15 protein-coding genes and 1 pseudogene are annotated in these 17,846 nt (G+C 68.2%); 1 reads left to right on the top strand and 15 read right to left on the bottom strand.

Annotation, left to right across the window (positions count from 1 at the left end; genetic code table 11):
* Positions 1-31 precede the first annotated feature (31 nt).
* The 3 genes and pseudogenes from OHS59_RS00870 to OHS59_RS00880 all read right to left on the bottom strand — a co-directional run.
* Positions 32-391 (bottom strand): annotated as a pseudogene (locus tag OHS59_RS00870) (DinB/UmuC family translesion DNA polymerase); the annotation flags it as partial.
* A gap of 236 nt (positions 392-627) precedes the next feature.
* Entirely contained in the window at positions 628-2,628 is a 2,001-nt protein-coding gene (locus tag OHS59_RS00875; protein WP_328491446.1) for an alpha/beta fold hydrolase, read from the bottom strand.
* 107 nt (positions 2,629-2,735) lie between these two features.
* Positions 2,736-3,191 (bottom strand): YybH family protein, encoded by a 456-nt coding sequence (locus tag OHS59_RS00880; protein ID WP_328498994.1) that lies wholly within the window; start codon positions 3,189-3,191, stop codon positions 2,736-2,738.
* A 113-nt stretch (positions 3,192-3,304) separates the two neighbouring features.
* Here OHS59_RS00880 and OHS59_RS00885 point away from each other — a divergent pair, with 113 nt between their 5' ends.
* Positions 3,305-3,970 carry a TetR/AcrR family transcriptional regulator gene (locus tag OHS59_RS00885; protein WP_328491447.1) on the top strand — a complete coding sequence of 222 codons (666 nt, stop codon included), beginning with the start codon at positions 3,305-3,307 and terminating at the stop codon, positions 3,968-3,970.
* A 570-nt stretch (positions 3,971-4,540) separates the two neighbouring features.
* Here OHS59_RS00885 and OHS59_RS00890 read toward each other — a convergent pair.
* The 12 genes from OHS59_RS00890 to OHS59_RS00945 form a co-directional block, all read right to left on the bottom strand.
* Positions 4,541-5,221 (bottom strand): response regulator transcription factor, encoded by a 681-nt coding sequence (locus tag OHS59_RS00890; protein WP_328491448.1) that lies wholly within the window; start codon positions 5,219-5,221, stop codon positions 4,541-4,543.
* Complete coding sequence (locus OHS59_RS00895) at positions 5,218-6,273, bottom strand: sensor histidine kinase (protein ID WP_328491449.1); 1,056 nt, start codon at positions 6,271-6,273, stop codon at positions 5,218-5,220. The genes OHS59_RS00890 and OHS59_RS00895 overlap by 4 nt, the downstream gene beginning before the upstream one ends.
* A gap of 35 nt (positions 6,274-6,308) precedes the next feature.
* On the bottom strand, positions 6,309-6,905 hold the full coding sequence (locus OHS59_RS00900; protein WP_328491450.1) for a hypothetical protein: 597 nt from the start codon (positions 6,903-6,905) through the stop codon (positions 6,309-6,311).
* On the bottom strand, positions 6,902-7,882 hold the full coding sequence (locus tag OHS59_RS00905) for a hypothetical protein (protein WP_328491451.1): 981 nt from the start codon (positions 7,880-7,882) through the stop codon (positions 6,902-6,904). The genes OHS59_RS00900 and OHS59_RS00905 overlap by 4 nt, the downstream gene beginning before the upstream one ends.
* Positions 7,883-7,928: 46 nt before the next feature.
* Positions 7,929-8,318 carry a hypothetical protein gene (locus OHS59_RS00910; protein ID WP_328491452.1) on the bottom strand — a complete coding sequence of 130 codons (390 nt, stop codon included), beginning with the start codon at positions 8,316-8,318 and terminating at the stop codon, positions 7,929-7,931.
* 20 nt (positions 8,319-8,338) lie between these two features.
* Positions 8,339-9,643, bottom strand: a complete 1,305-nt coding sequence (locus OHS59_RS00915; protein WP_328491453.1) for a hypothetical protein — start codon at positions 9,641-9,643, stop codon at positions 8,339-8,341.
* A 344-nt stretch (positions 9,644-9,987) separates the two neighbouring features.
* Complete coding sequence (locus OHS59_RS00920) at positions 9,988-10,920, bottom strand: SGNH/GDSL hydrolase family protein (protein WP_328491454.1); 933 nt, start codon at positions 10,918-10,920, stop codon at positions 9,988-9,990.
* Between the two features lie 188 nt (positions 10,921-11,108).
* Entirely contained in the window at positions 11,109-11,780 is a 672-nt protein-coding gene (locus tag OHS59_RS00925; protein ID WP_328491455.1) for a response regulator transcription factor, read from the bottom strand.
* A gap of 16 nt (positions 11,781-11,796) precedes the next feature.
* On the bottom strand, positions 11,797-12,960 hold the full coding sequence (locus OHS59_RS00930; protein ID WP_328491456.1) for a sensor histidine kinase: 1,164 nt from the start codon (positions 12,958-12,960) through the stop codon (positions 11,797-11,799).
* Between the two features lie 106 nt (positions 12,961-13,066).
* The gene (locus OHS59_RS00935) at positions 13,067-15,319 is read right to left on the bottom strand and encodes an MMPL family transporter (protein WP_328491457.1); all 2,253 of its coding nucleotides are present in this window, start codon (positions 15,317-15,319) and stop codon (positions 13,067-13,069) included.
* A 285-nt stretch (positions 15,320-15,604) separates the two neighbouring features.
* Complete coding sequence (locus OHS59_RS00940; protein WP_443061360.1) at positions 15,605-17,122, bottom strand: ATP-binding protein; 1,518 nt, start codon at positions 17,120-17,122, stop codon at positions 15,605-15,607.
* Positions 17,119-17,823 carry a response regulator transcription factor gene (locus OHS59_RS00945; protein ID WP_328491459.1) on the bottom strand — a complete coding sequence of 235 codons (705 nt, stop codon included), beginning with the start codon at positions 17,821-17,823 and terminating at the stop codon, positions 17,119-17,121. Before OHS59_RS00945 ends, OHS59_RS00940 begins: the two co-directional genes overlap by 4 nt.
* Positions 17,824-17,846: the final 23 nt, after the last annotated feature.

A 17,846-nucleotide genomic window follows, 5' to 3' on the forward strand; every position in this document is an offset into this window, starting at 1 on the left:
TGAGGGCGAGCCCTGACAGGCGGTCGCGCCGCAGGCCCGCGGCATCGATCAGCCGGTAGGCAAGCGTGCACAGGTCATCGTCGTGCGCGGACGCCTCCGGCAGCCGGCGGGTCTTCTCCCACGACGTGCCACCGGCGAACCGCAGGGACAACGTCAGGCCGCGCGTCACCTGGCCTCGTCGGCGCAGCTGGAGTCCGAACTGCACAACCAGGTCGAGCAGGGCGCCGCGGACCGCGGCGCAGCGGCCTGCTTCGGGCTGGTGCCGTACAGAGCTTCCACCGGCAGCGGAGCCAGCCAGCCACCTGGTCGAGGTCGACAGCCAGCCAGGACACCGCCAGGAGCATCGATCCGGCTGGGAGCACACCTGGCCTGACGCCCGTACAGGAGACACCCCGCACGTGCCATGTCACCGCGGTGACATGGCACGTGCGGGGTGTCTCCGGCCATCTCACGGCACGCGCAATGTCTGGACGATCACGCGCGGGGCGCGGCTCGTTTGCTGCACGGCATCCCGATGCCGACGACGGCGCGGTGAGAACAAAAAGCCGGTCCGCAGACCACAGCTTGGTGGGCGGGCGCCACAGGTCTCTGCGGCGTCCGCCCACTTCACAGTCACCTCCTACGGACTCAAGAGCTCTCGCGAATCGCCGGTGTGCGCCAAATGCGGTCCAGCCACCCGCGGTAGTGCTCGACGCACAGCAACCCAAGATTCGCTGCGGCACCTGCACCGACTATGGCCGTGGCAGGCGCCAGGAGACCGGAGAGCGCGTAACAACCGATCCATGCCCCCAGGAACGCCCCGCAGACCGCGGCCACCAACCCAGCGCGCCGCGTCTGGGACGAGCGCTCATCACGGGTCCAGGCCAGATAGGCGCCGAGGCCTACCATCAGGCCCGTCCCGGGCACGATCACAGTCGCGCTGGCCACGAAGTCGTCGGGACCTACCGTCCAGATCAGCAAAACCCCCAGCAGCCACCCGCCAAGACCGAGCGGGATCACGGTCACGGTCCGTACCCAGACACTCGCGCGGGGGCCGATGCCACCGCGCTTGCGTGACCAACGTGCGATCACTGCGAGCAGACCGAGGCCGAGGGTTGCGCCGGCCAGGGTGACTGCGATCAGTAGCTTGGCCACCGTGGACATGCTCAACGGAACTGCTTCGAAGTCGACGGGCCGCTTGTCGAATTGGGACCTGTCGGCCTTGCCGGTCTCGAAGAAGGTGGTCAGTAGACGTTTTCCGGCTTCGGGACGGTGCTCCCAGAAGTCGGCGGTGTGGCCCAGCCCGGGAAGGATCACCTGCTGTCCCCGGGACAGGGCGGGCAGCAGTTCGTCGGTGGCTAGTTGCGCCGGGGTGGAGAAGTCGACCTCGCCGCTGACGAGGAGGGTTTCGACGTCGCTGGGCCGCATCTCACGGTACTTGGCGTTGTCGGGGCTGTCCGGCCACACCGTGGACAGACCCGACTCGCCGGCCCACAGGAAGTCGGTTGAGGCGTTGCCCAGGGTCGAGCCCGGATCGCCACCGCTGTCGTAGTAGCGCTGGGCTGCTGGTCCATCGATCATGGCGAAGGAAGCGAACTCGCCCCAGACGATGGAATCGGGCAGGGTGAGGTCGCTGAGGACAGACATGGCCCACATGGCGCCGGTGTCCCCGCTGAGGTAGGCGTCGATGACGGTCGGGGCGTTGTTCGGTGCCGAGGCCGGACCGTTGTGATGCATGGCGTACTGGCTCAGAACTCGTACGTTGGTGTCCTTGATGCGAAAGGGCCCCCAGCGTTCAGGTATCTCGTCGGCGGTCTTCCGGATCGATTCGGCGAGGTCGGAGGTACGTACGGCGCAGGCGTCGTCCTCGTCGCACAGCCGTGTGTACTGGGCGAACTGCGCATCGGTGATGCGCGGGTCCCAGAAGAAGTGGCCGGGCGGATTGACCGAGACCATCGCGGAGCGGTGCAGCACCTGCGGGTGCCGCCAGGAGTAGATCATGGCGGTGCGTGTTCCAGCGCTGGAACTGAGGAGGTTGATCTGTGAGTAGCCCAGGGCGGTACGGGCCGCTTCCAGGTCCTCCACCCGCTGGAGGGCGGAGTAGCCGGTGAGGTCGATCCCGTCGTCGGTGAGGCGGTCCGCACACAGTTCGAACGCCTTGGTCGTGGCAGGCAGTGTCTTTGATCCGGCGATTCCATCGGCGGACTGCATGACCGCGGTGACCTCGGGGCAGTCCAGACGGCGTGATCCGTCGATCCCCCGGTAACCGACCAGGACCACATCGTGTCGGTCGGTGAGTCGGCTTGCCTGCGGGAAGTCCATGTTCGTTCTTCCGGGGCCGCCACCCAGTCGGAAGATCGGTTCCGCCGGGTCCGCTGAAGTGGCCCGTACGCGAGTGACCGGAAGTGCTGTCAGCTCGGACTTGGGGTCACGCCGGTTCTCCGGGACGGCGAGGGTGCCGCAGTCGGCGGCGACGGTTCCGGCTTCGGTGTCGTAGTCGCAGGGGCGCATGGTGAGCGACCCGGAGGCGGCCCCCTCGGGTACGGACAGGAGAGGTTCCGGCCGCAGCGCCGAGTAGCAGAGCGACACCAGGAGTCCGCCGGTGACCACGAAGGCGAGCAGGGGCCGCCATGACCTGAGAAGTGTCATTTCGTTTCCGTATGAGTGCGCGCGGGCCCGAGCTTTCCCCAGGAGAGGTACGACGGGCATGGGCGTGTGAGGTCGTGTCAGGTGGTTCGGACCGTCGGGGAGACCTGTCAGCCTCGTTCCCACAGCGGCAACCGGAACATGGCGTAGGTGAACTTGCCGCTGATACGCCCTGAGGTGTCGAAGTGGAACACGTCCACGCCGTGCCACTGCATGCGGCCGCCGTAGCGCGCACGGGCGAACAGGCGCAGCGGCAACGGCACATGACGGCCGGACTCTCCGCCCATGTCGAGCCGGCAGGCCCAGCGGATCGTGGCGCGCCGGTTCGGCTCGTCGACGATCTTGTCGTACACGGCGAAGTGCATGGCGCCGTAGCGTCCGGCGAAGTGCGGCTCGAACTCTTTGCGGATCGCCGCGATGCCACGTCGCTCCGGGAGGTGGCCGGGCAGGTACACGGCGTCGTCGGCGAAGAAGGACATGACCTTGTCGAGATCGGGGCTCGGCTCGTTGAAGGCGGCAACGAAGTCGTCGATGGTCTGACTGAGGTCGGTCGAGGTGGCGGAGATGGTCGTTCACTCCCGGAGCGCGAGGGGGTTGTCGGATGCCGGGACATTAACAGAACACCCGTCCCTTAACAAGAGACGGGTGTTCTGTTAGATCTGGACTAGGATGAACGGTCATGTCAGCGCCATTCCAGCGGGCTCGACGCCCTGATCAGAAGGACCAGCGCCGTGAGGCGATCCTCACCGCCGCTCGGGAGCTCGCCGAGCGCTCCGGCGTGGCCAGGGTCAGCCTGCAGGACATCGCCACCGCGGTCGGACTCGCCAAGTCCAACGTGTTGCGCTACTTCGGCACGCGTGAGGAGATCTACCTGCACCTGCTGATGAGCGCGGGCTCCGAGTGGGCGAGCGCGGTAAGTGCCCGGTTGCAGGAAGTGAGTGGGACCGAGGCCACAGCGGGCGTTCTCGCGGATGCCTTCGTGGACCGGCCGCTCTACTGCGATCTGACCACGCACGCGGAGACGATGCTTGAGCACAACGTGTCCGTGGAGGTACTGAAGATCTTCAAAAGGTGGGCCATCGACACCTACTGGGCGATCGGCCAGCGCATCTCAGCCGCCTGCCCGGAACTGACCCCCGCCGATGGCGCCGCACTCGTGATGACAGCCAGCGCTTTCGTGGCGAAGCTGTTTCCCATCACCCGCCCGCCCGAGGCACTGCGTGAACTGTACGCGCGCGAGCCTGAGATCGCGGGGGCGTTCCCGCCGTTCCGCCCGACACTCACGCGCATGGTGGCGGCCACCGCAGCCGGGCTGCCCCTGGTGGCGCGTAAGGCACTGCCCTGACGGTCACGACCAGAGCCAAGCCGTCAGCGCCGCAGCGGCGACCGTGCCGAGGAAGACGCGGACGCGCTTGATGCCTCTATGAATGTCAACTCGCGGACTGTCGTGTTGCGGATCGCCTTCTGGATGTGAGGAGGGCTGGTAGATCTCCCGAGCGACGTTGCGTTTGCGGCAGCGGATGGCTTCGCGTCGTGTCTTGCCCTCGGTGACTCGTCGTTCCACGTAGGAACGGGTGCGCGTGTCCCATCGCAGGTTGGCGATGACGATGGTGCAGAGCGCCGAACGTCCGCCGCTTCCAGCCCGTGGTCACACCGCCGAGCACCGGCGATCCGGGCGGTCGGCCGCTCCCGAATCTGTGGGCGAGACACACACAGCAGTGGACGGACCGGACCCGGCAACCCTGACCACGCGACGCTTCGGCAACAGGGCTACTTGCTTCCCGCTGGGCTCGACTACCGCGAGCCACCAAGAGGCCCCTCTTCCATACCTGCCGACCGGCCGACTCACCGAAATCAGCACGCTGTTCGAACCCGCCGACCACGCGAGCGGATGGCGGACGCCCAGTTCATGGCGCTATCTCGACAGGCGTCCGGGATGGGCGCCGCGGCCCAGTGCGAGCACGACGTGGACGCGGTCGGGAACCTCCAGTTTGGCCAGGATGCTGGAGACGTGCGCCTTGACCGTGTAGCGGCTGATGCGCAGCCGGCCGGCGATGTCGTCGTTGGAGAGGCCTTGTCCGACCAGCTCACAGACTTCGCGTTCGCGGGGGGAAAGGTGGCGCAGGGCGGCCTGTAGACGGCGGTCCTCCGCCGTCGGCAGAGCCGGATGGAAGGTCTCAAGCATCCGAGCGGTCGCTTCCGGTGCCAGGACGGCATGGCCGGAGGCAACGACTCGGATGCCGTCGCGCAGTCGTTCACCGGGGGCGTCCTTGAGCAGGAAACCGCTGGCTCCGGCGGAGATCGCGGCATAGACGTAGCTGTCCAGGTCGTACGTGGTCAAGATGAGCACGCGAGGTGGGCGGCGGGCGCCAACGATGCGGCGGGTCGCCTCGATGCCGTCCATCCTCGGCATCCGGATGTCCATCAGCACCACATCAGGGGCGAGCCGTCCGGCCGCTGACACAGCGTCGGCGCCGTCCACCGCTGTGCCTGCTGTCTCCAGGTCCGGGGCAGCCCCGACCAGCCGGGTGAGTGCCTCGCGCAGCAGTTGCTCGTCGTCAGCCACCAGGACGCGGATCGGCCGGTCGGTGGTCATTTGTCACTCCTCATCGGGAAGGTCGCCCTGACCTCGAAACCGCCGCCGGCGCAGGGCCCGGCGGAGAGCGTCCCGCCGACGAGTTCGACACGTTCACGCATGCCGATCAGCCCGAGGCCACCGCCACAGGTCTTCACGTCGGCGAAGAGCGGTGGGGCATTGACCACTCGTACGGTGAGAGCCTCGATCGCGTACGCCAACGAGACCATGGTGTCGACCGGTCCGGCGTGCTTGCCCACGTTGGTGAGCGACTCCTGGACCACCCGGTAGGCCGCCTGCCCGACGCTGGCGTCGACATGGCGGACAGCTCCATGCCGTTCCAGCCGTACCCGTGGCCCGCCCTCGCCGAAGGAGCTCAGCAGCGCGCCGACTTCGTTCAGCCCGGGCAGGACGGCGAGCGGATCGTGCAGGATCGAGTCGGGGGCCATCCGCAGTACTCCGAGAAGGCGGCGCAGCTCGGCCAGGGACTGGCGGCCGGTACCGGCCAGACGGCGCAGTGCCTCTCGCAGCTCAGCTTCGTCACCGGTCTCGGAGGTGGCGTCGGCGTCCAGCACCATCGCGGTGAGCGTGTGGTTGAGGATGTCATGTAATTCCCGGGCCAGCAGGACACGTTCCCGTTCGGCCGCGCGCTGCTCGGCGCATGCCCGTTCCTCCTCCAGCCGCCGGGAATACCGCAGGTGGTGAGCGCTCAGTCGGCCCACTCCCCAGAACCCGGCGAACAGCACGATGAGCGCGATGCTCCCGGCTGCTGCTGACGCGGGATCAGCGTCGCCGGTGCCGACTGAAACCGCCACCAGCACCACGATGACGCCCACGGTGAGGGCCAGGCCAACCCACTGCCGTCGGCGACCGGCCCACGCGCCCAGACCGCACGCGGCGGCGAGGAAGCCGACCAGTAGCTCCATGTTCGCGGCCACCAGCACCGTTTCGAGTGTGGTGACGACGATCAGCACGGTCAACGGGAACCGGCGGCACCACAGCAGCGCCAGCGACTGCGCGAAGACCACGCTGATCAGCAGCCAGACCGGTCCGCCCGTCCGCGTGTCCAGCACGGTGACCAGAGCAGCGAGCAGGGGCAGGCCGACGATCAGGACGCTGCTCGTCCACTCCAGTCGGAGGCGATTCGCCGCCGCACGAGCCTGCTCCTGCGCCAGAGGTACGCCAGCAGCGGCACCGCGAGTACCCAGGGCAGCAGGCCGACCGTCCAGCTCACTGTCGGTGATGGGCCGGGTCGAGGTCCCACCGGCAACGCCAGGGTCCCGGTCGACGTACCCTCCGGACCCTGCACGGTGAACTCGAACCGCCACGTTCCCTCCTCTGGCAGGGCAACAGCGTCCAGGCCCCACACGTTGTAGTCGCGGGGATGCCGGGGCAGCGTCATCTCGTTCCCGCCGGCCAGTCGGGCCGCGATGCCCAGCAAGGCCGACTCGCCGTTCGGCGCGAGCACCTTGAGCTTGCCGACATGACTCTCGATGCCGCCGGCCGGTTCGAAAGTGAAGTCCAGTGATCGGTCCGCGCGCAGCGGCCAGTCGGTGAACGAGGCGGTCAGCGTCGTTGCGCCCATGTCGACCGGCTCACTGTGGACCAGCTCCGGCGGCGGCACCGCCGAGACCGGCGAGGCTGTGACCAGCAAGGTGAACGCGGCGGCAGCAACAGCTGCAGCGCGTGGGAATCGACGGTTCATCGGGCCGCCTCCGGCTGTGGCGCGCGAAGCAGGGCCGCGTTCTGCCAGCCGAACCAGCACAGACCGGCGCCGGCCGCCACCGTCAGGAGGAGAGGGAGGAGGGGCGTGCCTTCGGCGGAACGGCCGAAGAGGGCCGACTGCACCGCGACCGCGGGCGCGGCCACCGCGCCGACCAGGAGCATCGCCTGGCGGGGCGTGAGGTCACGCCGGCGGGCCATCCACACCGCACCGGCGGCGCACACGAAGATCACCGGAAGGTAGTACGGCAGCGCTGTGCCCACGATGGATTCGTTGACAGCGTTGTCGCGCAGGCGCAGGTCGATCGCGTCGGCGTAGACCCGCGTCGCGAACGGCGGGAAGACCAAGGTCGCGCCGAGCAAGAGCAGGAACGCCGCGCCGGTGGCGGTCAGCCACCGCCGGCTGAGACCGGCGCCCACAACGATGCCGATCACCCACGCTGTGGCCCCGCCCACGCCGAGGAGGCTCACCGGGATGCCCAGTACCTCGCCGTCGAAGCTGATCTCGGCGCTCGCCATGAACAGGGCACCCGCACCGGCCAGCCCCCACCGCCCGGCCGGCTGCTCCCGCAGCGAGAGAAGGGCCAGCACCACGCCGGCCGACTCGGTTTGCATCGCAAGCTGGAGTCCGATGTGCGAGGGGGTCAACTCCAAGATGTCGAAGCCGTAGACGGTGTGCCACCACAGGTCGGTCGCGCCGTATATCAGGTGCCCGGCCGCGCCGAGGCCACTGACCAGGAACGCGACCGGTGCCCGGAACGGGGCGATGTGGACGATCCGGTCGCCCGGTGTCTCGCCGCGACGGGTGGTGGTGAGCACCACGGCCAGCGAGGTGAGCCCGATCAGACCGGATCCGGCGTAGAACATCAGGTGCGGCGCCGTGAAAAACGTGTCCGGGCCGACGTCAACGTGCCACTGTCCGTCCCAGGCGACCCCGAGCCACAGAAGCGTCATACCCATCAGAAGTAGCCAAGCGCCTCTTGTCACGGTCACAATCAACTCCCTTCTATTCGACCGGGACCTCGATGCCGATGACATCGGTCCCGGATGCGGTATCCACACGGATGTCCAACTGCCACGTACCGGGCATGGAGAAGAGCTCCCCGCGTACGCGATAGCGGTCCACACCGGCCGATCGGGCCGGAATCTCGGGTGCCACGTGTCCCATGGCCGGCATGACGCCGCTGACCGCGACAGCCCGTACGTCACCGGCCGCCGAGCCGTCACGCCGCCGCAGGCCGATCTCCACCTCGATGACGCCAGTGGCCGCCCGGCTCAGCTCAGCGGTGGCCAGGAACTGCCGCCCGGAACCGGTGAGGTTGACCGGCTCCGGGCCGCCGGACCGCGCCACGGTCACCCCAGCCAGCCCTGACAACGCGGCCAGTACAACCACCACCCATCCGACGATGCGCGGCCTCATGCCGTTTCTGCCTGGACGTCCACCACATAAGGGGTCGTGGTGATCCGCAGATCGCGGGCGTACTGCACCCAGACGAAGTAGCGGCCCGGTTCTGGGAAGGTGAAGGCAAAACGCAACGTCGGGGCGTACGCGTGGACTGTGTCGTCCGGTGGCGGCGCGGTAGTCGTCATCGAACCCAGTTCGTGTGCGTGCCCCAGGAAGCCGCCCTGCCGGTCGCGAACGATCAGGTGACCGGCCATGCCCAGCCACGGCTGCACCCGGCCGGGCCCGGCTTTGATGGTGATGCTCACCGGCCGGGTCGCGACCGCCTGACGCGGCGTCGTCGGCAGCCTGGCCGGGGCGGCCATCCGTACGGGAGTGGACTGCCCGGCGACCTCGAACCGGCCGGAAGCCAGCTGACTACCGGCACCGTCCCGCTCGAACTCGACGGACACCAGGTACGCGCCGGGTTCGGGCACGGCCAGACGTGCCTCCAACCGGCCGGACGCCGTGCGCCGCGGATGCAGGTGTCGGAACGTGGCCCCGTCGGCCGAGGTCACCACGAGGTGCGCCAGCGCCTGATGATGAGGGACCAGGTCGTCCAGTGGCCGCCCGGTCGCCCCGTCGACCAGCAGGATCCGTAGCGTGAAGGTTTCACCTGCTACCGGATGCGGGGCGCTCAGGACGATCTTCGATTGGGCGTACGGACGACCGACCGGAACGGTGGCGGCCGTGAGCGGGGTAGTGCCCGGCATCATCCTCGGCGATACCGCCGCGAGGGTCACTCCGACGACCAGTGCCACCCCGGCGGCGCTGCCGAGGACCACGGCGATCGCGCGAGAGTTCAGGGCAGCCACACCGAACGCCGTGAACATCAGCACCGCCGCCGCCCCGAAGGCCCAGCTCACCCAGCGCTCCGAGGGTGCTGCCCGGGGCAGCTTCACCTGGAACGGCAGTTGGGAGAACTCGCCGTCGGCGTGCAACTCCAGCCAGTGCGGTCCCGTCTCGCGGACGGACAGGAGCAGGGGGTATGTCCGTGCCATGTCCCGGTCGAACCGGACGCTGTCCGCCGCTACGGTCGATGAGTTGTGCGACCGGACCGTCACCTTGATCGGCACGGCCCGCACCGGGGTGTGCGGAATGAGGTCCACCCGCAGGGGTCCGGGCACCTGCCCGGTGCGTCTGACTGCCAGCGTCACCTCCATACCGGCGATCGTCTGCGCCAGCACGGTGTCCGCATCCGGAGCGGGCGCATGCGCGATGGCCGACCCTCCACCCGCCACCACCGCGGCCGTCGTCAGCACTGTCAGGAAATCCCTCATGAATAATCGAATTGGCACGCCGAAAACCTTAGGAAATCAAGCAGCCATACGCGTAGAGCGCAGGAACTAACCGGTCTCGTTCCCAGGAACTATCCCGGCTGCAATATGCCGATCATCAAGATGTGCTGTTCGTCTGCATATGGATAAGTGACAGCTGTGCCAGTGTGAAACCCGTCTGTGGCACGGCGGACAGCAGGCAGCGAGTACCCTTCCGGACGCACTCGTCAATTGAGGCATTCCCCTCGCCCGGCAACATGCGACCGGGAATCGGCAGACGGACCCTGGCCCCGCCGGTCAGCGGCTGCTCAGCCTCGTGCAGAACCAAGTACGTGCTCCAGCCAAGCTCACTGTGTCGCCCTCATGGCGCGCAGGATGATCTGCGTCATTCCGCGCTGTCCGCGAGCGTTGGGGTGTACGGGTGCCGCCGGGCTACCGGGGATCAATGGCTCGATCCATCGTGTGTCCTGGGCTGAGCAGGCGCTGTGCTCCCGGGACTCGGTTTCGGTGTCCACATAGGTGGCGTCGGCTGTTCGGGCCTGTCGGCGCAGCACCTTGTTGAGCTGGTCCTCCCTCTCCCTCAGGTAGGCGATATCGCCGGGAGCGAGGGGAAGGGCGCGTCCGCATCCCGTGCCGCCGGGCGGCAGGATCGCGGGATAGCCGACGATGTAGAGGTGCGCCCTGGGCGCACGCCGCCTGATCTCTCGCATCAGGTCGGACAGTACTGTTCTCAGCGCTGTCATCCGCTGCTGCGTACTGTCGGTGCCGTCCTTGACGTAGTGCTCTCGACAGGGAGCGTCGACCGGGACGTCCTTGTTGCGCGTGATGAGCTTGTACGCCGCTCCTGTGGTGAGGCAGCGGGTCAGCATGCTGCTGAAGCCGATGTCGTTGCCTCCGATACCGACGGTCACGAGCCGGGTTCGACGGGAAAGCGCGGAGAGCTGTGCGGGATTGCGGCCGTTGTCGGTCGACTGAGGCGAGGTGAAGTCCGCTGTCGTCGCGCCGCTGCAGCTCATGTCGCGGAACATGCCCGGTTTGAGCTTGAGCCGGGCGGCGAGCAGCGCCGGGTAGTTGTGGTCGGAGCGGTCGCAGCCGGCGGGTTTGCCGCTCCGAGACGGTATGCGTGGACCGGAAGTGTAGGAGTCACCGAGGGCGACGTAAGGGCCTTGCAGGCCACTGTCTCCAGCAGAGTCGCTGTCCTGACGGGTCTCGGCGACGGCGACGGTCAGGACCATGACGGACAGGAGGATTCCGGTCAGGACGACGCGCAGGTGAGTCACGATGCTTTTTGTCCCGTCTTCTGGGTGGGCTTGATCGGTCAGAGACAGGGCGTGCCCGGGTCTGTGAGTGCGGCAGTCCGGACAAGGGAAGGCAGCCCTGTTGCGGCGTGCAGGGGCGGACACGGCGAGGTCTCGGGCGACTTGGCAGCATCCCTGGGGGCGGCGAAACGCACCGGTCGCCTCGTCTGTCACCGCGGCGGTCGCATCAGGCCGGCCTGGTAGGCGAAGGCGACGAGCTGTGCACGATCACGGGCGCCCGTCTTGGTTTTGGCCCGCTGGACGTGGGTGCGGACGGTCAGGGGGCTGAGGAAGAGTGCGTCGGCGATCTCGTCGTTGGATTTGCCCTCTGCGACCACGGCCAGCACCTCGCGCTCTCGCGGAGTAAGGCTGCTGAATCGCTCGGGGGCGGCGTCGACGGAGTTGGGCACGGGCAGGGCGAGGAAGCGGCTGATCAGTGAGCGGGTGGCGACGGGCGACAGCAGGGCGTCACCGGCGGCGACCGTGCGGATGCCGTCGAGGAAGGCGTCGGCAGTGGTGCTCTTGCCGAGGAATCCGCTCGCACCCAGGTGCAGCGCCTGGGCGACGTGCTCGTCGGTCTGGAACGTGGTGAGGATGAGGACGCGTGTGTCCTGCAGCTCGCTCCGGTCGCAGATGGCGGCGGTCGCGGCCAGTCCGTCGGTGCCGGGCATTCGGATGTCCATCAGAACGACGTCCGGGCGGTGGAGGCCGGCCAGCGTGATGGCCTGCTGCCCCTCGGCGGCCTCGGCGACGACCTCCATGTCGTCACAGGAGTCGATCAGCACCCGGAAGGTTGCTCGCAGCAGGGCCTGGTCGTCGGCAATCAGTACGCGGATCGTCATGGGACGTACTCCCTGGTCAGGGGCTGATGGGAAGTTCGGCTGTGACGGCGAAGCCGCCTTCCGGGCAACGCCCCGCACGAAGGCTGCCCCCGGCGGACTGAGCGCGTTCTCGCATGCTGATGAGACCGAAGCCTCCGCCGGGCGCCCGTGGGGGCGTGATCGGACTTCTGTCATTGCTCACGGTGATCGTCAACTGTCCCTGGCCGTAGACGAGGTGGACATGTGCCGTGTTCACCGCGGCGTGTTTGGCAACGTTGGTGAGCGCTTCCTGCACTATCCGGAAGGCGGTCAGGTCCACCCCGGCCGACAGGGCCTTCACGGGGCCTTCGACAGCGATCGTGATGTGCAGTGCAGCGGCGGCGAAGGCGGCGACCAGGTCGGGGAGCCGGTCGAGTCCAGGTGCGGGGTTCAGTGATTCCTCGGCAGTCTCAGGCCGGCGCAACAGGCCCACGGTTGCCTCAAGTTCGCGCAGCGCCGCCGTGGTCGTGCCGGTGAGTTCGGTGAGGATGCGGCCGGTCTGTGCGGGACGAGTGGAAAACAGGTGGGCGGCTGTGTTGGCCTGGGCGTTGGCGAGGGCCATGTGGTGGGCCACTACATCGTGCAGTTCCCGGGCGATACGGACGCGTTCTTCGATGACGCGGCGTTGTGCTTCCTCATGGCGGGTGCGTTCGGCGTCCTCGGCGCGGGTACGGACGGTGTCCATGTACGCGCGGCGCGCTCGCACGGCCAATCCATGCAGGATGGGCAGCAGGATCCAGAAGGCCAGACTCACTGCCTCGTTCGCCCAGGGTTCGTCCTCCGCACCCCAGTGCAGGGCGGTGGGCACGAGGACGACAGCAACCAGAAGACCGTGGATACGGATGGCTTGCTGGGAGACCTGGAGGGTCAGCTCGTACAGGGCGACGATGACCGGGAGCAGCAACAGGGGGCCGAAGCTACTGCCCTGGACACCTGCGACGGCGGTGCCGAGGGTGGTGAGGACGACAACGGCGCCGGGGCGCCGGCGGCGCGCCAGCAGGCTCGTACAGGTGACTGCCGCGAGGGCGAAGCCCGGCCACCACAGGGTGTCATCCCCGGCCCGGCGGTACTGGTTACTGGTGGCCGCATAGATCAACAGGAGGAAGGCCGCTTCGACCAGGCGGGGATGGCGATCGACACGGCGTCGCAGGCGGGTGACCATGGTTTCTCCGAGCAGTACCGTGACCGCGGGCTGAGGAAGTGGGCAGAGTGGAGGCCGGTCCGGGCCGCTCCGGGACTGAGGTGGAGCGGCCCGGTCGGCACGTGCGTCAGACCGTCACGGAGGCCCGTGGATCGTCGGCGGGCAGATCTTTCGGCGCGGAGACATGCTGGGTGAGTGCTTCGCCCTCGACGTCGACGCGGGGCATCAGCCGGTCCAGCCTGCGCGGCAGCCACCATGCCCGCTTGCCGAGGAGCGCCAGGACCGCGGGCACGAAGGCCATACGGACGACGAAGGCGTCGAAGAAGACGGCACTGGCCAGTCCGAAGCCGACCATCTTGACCAGGGATTCGCCGCCCGTCATGAACCCGCCGAACACCGCCATCATGATCAGCGCTGCTGCCCCCACGACCTGGGCGCTGTGCCGGAATCCGGTGACGATGGCCTGGCCGGGCCCTTCTCCGTGGATGTGCGCCTCCCGGATCCGGGATACGAGGAAGACCTGGTAGTCCATGGCGAGGCCGAAGACGATGCCCACCAGGAAGATGGGCATGGTGCTCATGATCGGGCCGGTTTCGTCGACGCCGAAGAGACCGGCTCCGTGGCCCTGTTGGAAGACGGTGACGATCGCGCCGAGGGCCGCGCCGACGGACAGCAGGAAGCCGAGCGCGGCCTTGAGCGGCACCAGGATCGAGCGGAAGACCAGGGCCAGGAGAAGGAAGGCGAGACCGACGACCACCGCGAGGTAGGGAATGAGGGCGTCCTGCATCTTCTGGCCCACGTCGATGTTCAGGGCGGTGGTACCGGTGACCTTGAAGTCGGCGCCGGTGGAGGACTCCACCGCACTGCGCTCGCTGCGGATGGTGTGCACCAGGTCCTGCGTCTGCCGGCTGGTGGGTGCGGTTGAGGGGACAGCGACGATCACCGCTGCGTCTTTGGCCTCGTTGAACCGCGCCGGGGAGACGGAGACGACTCCCTTGGTGCCGGTGAGCTCGTGGGAGACCGCTGTCACGGCCGCCTGCGGATCCTTGGCCTCCTTGACGTCGACCACCACGGTCAGCGGGCCGTTGAAGCCCGGGCCGAAGCCCTCGGCGAGCGCGTCGTAGGCGCGGCGCTCGGTGGTCGCGGTCGACTTGGCCTCATCGCCAGGCATGCCCATCCGCAGGTCCAGCGACGGCACCGCGAGCGCCCCGAGGCCGATCACCGACAGGAGCAGGACGGGCAGCGGGCGGCGCACCACGAACTGCGCCCAGCGAACACCCCGGGGGGCCTTCGTGGTGGTGCCGGCCGTTCTGATCCTGCCGCCGAGACCGAGGATCTTGGTACGGGAGCGGCGTCCGCCCTTGCCGTCACGGCGCGAGAGCACCGCATTCGGCCAGAAGCCCAGGAGTGCCGGCACTGCGGTCAGGGCGATCAGGACTCCGACCATGACAGCGCCTGCCGAGCCGATACCCATCTTGCTGAGCATCGGGACACCGATGACGGACAGCCCCAGCAAAGCGATGACGACGGTGAGTCCGGCGAAAACGACCGCGCTTCCGGCCGTGCCCACGGCCAGGGCCGCCGCCTCCTGCGGCTGGTGTCCCTTGGCCCGCTCCTCCCGGTAGCGCGAGACCACGAACAGGGAATAGTCGATGCCGACGGCGAGGCCGAGCATCATGGCCAGTTCACCGACCGTCGAGGAGAATCCGAAGGCACTGCTCAACGCGGTGATTCCGGCCAGGCTGATGCTGACGCCGAGGACGGCGGTGAGCAGGGGGAGGCCGGCGGCCGCGAGTGAGCCGAAGGTGATCAGCAGAACCACTGCGGCGACGAGCACGCCGAGTACTTCACCCAAGCCCTGCGCGGCTTCGGTCTCCAGCGCGGAGCCGCCGACCTCGACGGTCAGGCCCGCGTCCCGGGCCTGCTCGACCGCCTTGGTGAGGTCCGTCTTGCTGGCGTCGGTGAGATCGTCGCCGGCGACCTTGTAGGTGACGGTGGCGTACGCGGTCGACTGGTCCTTGCTGACCGCGTTCGTGTCGAAGGGGCTGGCCGCGTCGGCGACCTGCGGCCCGTCGGCCACCGCTGTGACGAGTTCACCGATGGCCGACCGGCCGGCGGCGGAGGTGACCTGCCGGCCGTGTGTCGCGACGAACACGATGCGGGCCTCCGCACCGTCCGCTTCGGCGCCCGGGAACCGCTCGTTGATCAGGTCGAATGCCTGCTGGGACTCGATGCCGGGCAGGGAGGACGAGTCCTGAGTTGCCTCGGATGCGCTGGAAGCCCCGAGGAATGCAGCAGCCAGAACGGCCACCCAGGCCAGCACCACGGTGCGGCGCCTTCGGAAGGCCCAGCGGCCCACCCGATGCAAGAAAGTCGCCATGAAAGACATCTCCATATCTGGATATCGGGAACGTCATTCACCCTGCCGGGCCGGCCGTATTTGTGTCGTCGGCCGTATCGACGATCCCCTGTACTCAAAAACAAGTAGGGCTCGGCGGGGGTGTGATATCCCGCCGGTAGTCCTCCCGCGATGAACAGCAGGAGGCCGCGCAGAACAGGACGGCGGCACACTTGGCGGAGCACGCCATCGGTTCTTTTGAAAGTGCTCGGTGTGTCGGTTACCGCCCGCCGCCCGCGACAGCGGACCGACGGGCTCGGGCGATCCTCAGGAATTGCCGACGGAGCTGTCGGAATACAACGGCAGCAGGACGCGGAACGTGGTGCCCTCCCCAGGCCGAGAGCACACCTCGACACGGCCTTGGTGAGCACTCACCAGGGAGCGGACGATGGACAGACCGAGTCCGGCACCGCCGGTCTGTGTGCGGCCACGTGCGGTGTCGGCACGGTAGAAGCGGTCGAAGACGTGAGTGACCTGTTCGGCTGTCATCCCTGGCCCCTCATCACGGAGTTCGAGGATGGCCCGGTCCTGCACAGTGCCGACTCCGATGCGTACCGGCGTGCCGGGCGGGGTGTGGGCGATGGCGTTGCCGACGAGGTTGGAGGTGACCTGTCGCAAGCGCGACTCGTCGCCCAGAACCGGGGCGCCACCGGGCGGGCCGCCGCCCGGGCCGGTCAGGGTGACCGGGCGGTCGGGTGCCATGGCCCGCAGGTCGTGCAGGGCGTCGGCGGCCAGGGTGCGCAGATCCATGGGAGTCCGACGAAGGGTCAGATGCGCATCAGCGGTGGCGTCTTCGTCGAGCCGGGCGAGCAGCAGCAGTTCCTCGACGATGCGGACCAGGCGGGCTGCTTCACGTTCGATGCGGCTCATGGCAGCGTCGACGTCCGCACGCTGCGGCATGCCGCCCATCCGGTACAGCTCGGTGAAGCCCTTGATCCCGAACAGTGGGGTACGCAGTTCGTGGCTGGCGTCCGCGATGAAGGTACGCATGCGCGCGTTGGTGGCCCCGCGGGCGGCGTCGCCGGCTTCGATGCGGTCCAGCATGCCGTTGAGGGCGGCGGACAACCGGCCCAGTTCTGTGCGCAGGGTGGCCGGCTGCGGAACTCGGCTGGACAGGTCCCCGCCCGCGATGGCAGCTGCCGTCTTCTCCATGCGCCGCAACGGCCGCAAGCCGGTCCGCACCGCGAACCAGGCGACGACGCCCAATCCGATGAGCACCACCGCGTCGATCACCAGCATCCACACGCCCAGGTGCCGGATCGTCGTATGGACCGGGGCCAGGGAACCGGCCACGACGACGCTGCCGCCCTTGGCCGCCTCGACGTCCTGACCCGTGGCCAAAGGAGTAGCGATGACCCGCCACTCTTCGCCGTCGCCCTTGGCCGCCACCTGGAAAGGCTGCTGTTCGCGGGCGGCGACCGCCGCTGGGTCAAGGACGGGAAGACGTGGGGCGCTGTGCGTAGCCGGCCGCAGCGTACGCAGCAGTTGCCCCTCGGAATCGAGGTAGACCACGTAGACGTCGCCCGTCAGGTCGCGCTCCACTGCCTCACGCAGCTCCGGTGCCGTCTCACCAGGCACGTCTTCCAGGTTCGACAGCCGCGCCGCCGTCGCGGCAGCGGCGCGCAGCCGGTCTTCCAGCTGGTGCACCAGTTGCCGCTCCAGCAGGGTGACGAGTACGGCGTTGCTGGCCAGCAGGGCGGTGACGACGAGCAACAGCGTGATGGCCACGACCCGCCCGCGCAGCGACATCCGGCTGATCGGCCCGCGCATGGAGGCGGTACTCATGCGCGGGACCTGCGCAGAACGTAGCCGGTCCCCCGCACCGTGTGGATCAGCTTCGGTTCTGCGATGTCGATCTTGCGGCGCAGGTAGCTGATGTAGGACGCAACGATGGAGTCGTCACCGTCGAAGTCGTAGTGCCAGACCTGGTCCAGAAGCTGATGCCTGGACAGGACCTGGCCGGCGTTCTCCATCAGCACGCGCAGCAGACTGAACTCGGTCGGAGACAATTGCACCGGCCGTCCGCCGCGGGTCACCTGGTGGCTGTCGGGATCGAGCTCCAGGTCGTCCACCACCAGGAGCCCATCGGGCCGACGGCCGCTGGTTCGGCGCAGCACGGCCTGGATGCGCAGGACGAGTTCCTCAAGGTTGAAGGGCTTGGTGACGTAGTCGTCCCCGCCTGCCCGCAGACCGCTGATGCGGTCCTCCGCCGCGTCCCGGGCGGTCAGAAAGAGAATCGGCGGCTGCCCGATTCCTCGATCGGAGGGGTCTTCACGCAGACGACGTGCCACCTCGAAGCCGTCGAGGTCGGGCAACATCACATCCAGGACGATCAGGTCGGGTCGGTCGTCGCGGACCGCTTCCAGGGCCTGGCCGCCCGTCTGGACCGGAGTCACCTCGAAGCCGGCCAGCCGCAAGCTGGCGGACAGCAGCTCACACAGCGTGGGCTCGTCCTCGACCAGCAGCAGTCGTTGTGTCGTCGCCATGGCACCTGTCCTCGACCGATGAT

This window comes from Streptomyces sp. NBC_00414 (assembly GCF_036038375.1).
In the GTDB taxonomy this organism is placed as follows: Bacteria; Actinomycetota; Actinomycetes; order Streptomycetales; family Streptomycetaceae; genus Streptomyces.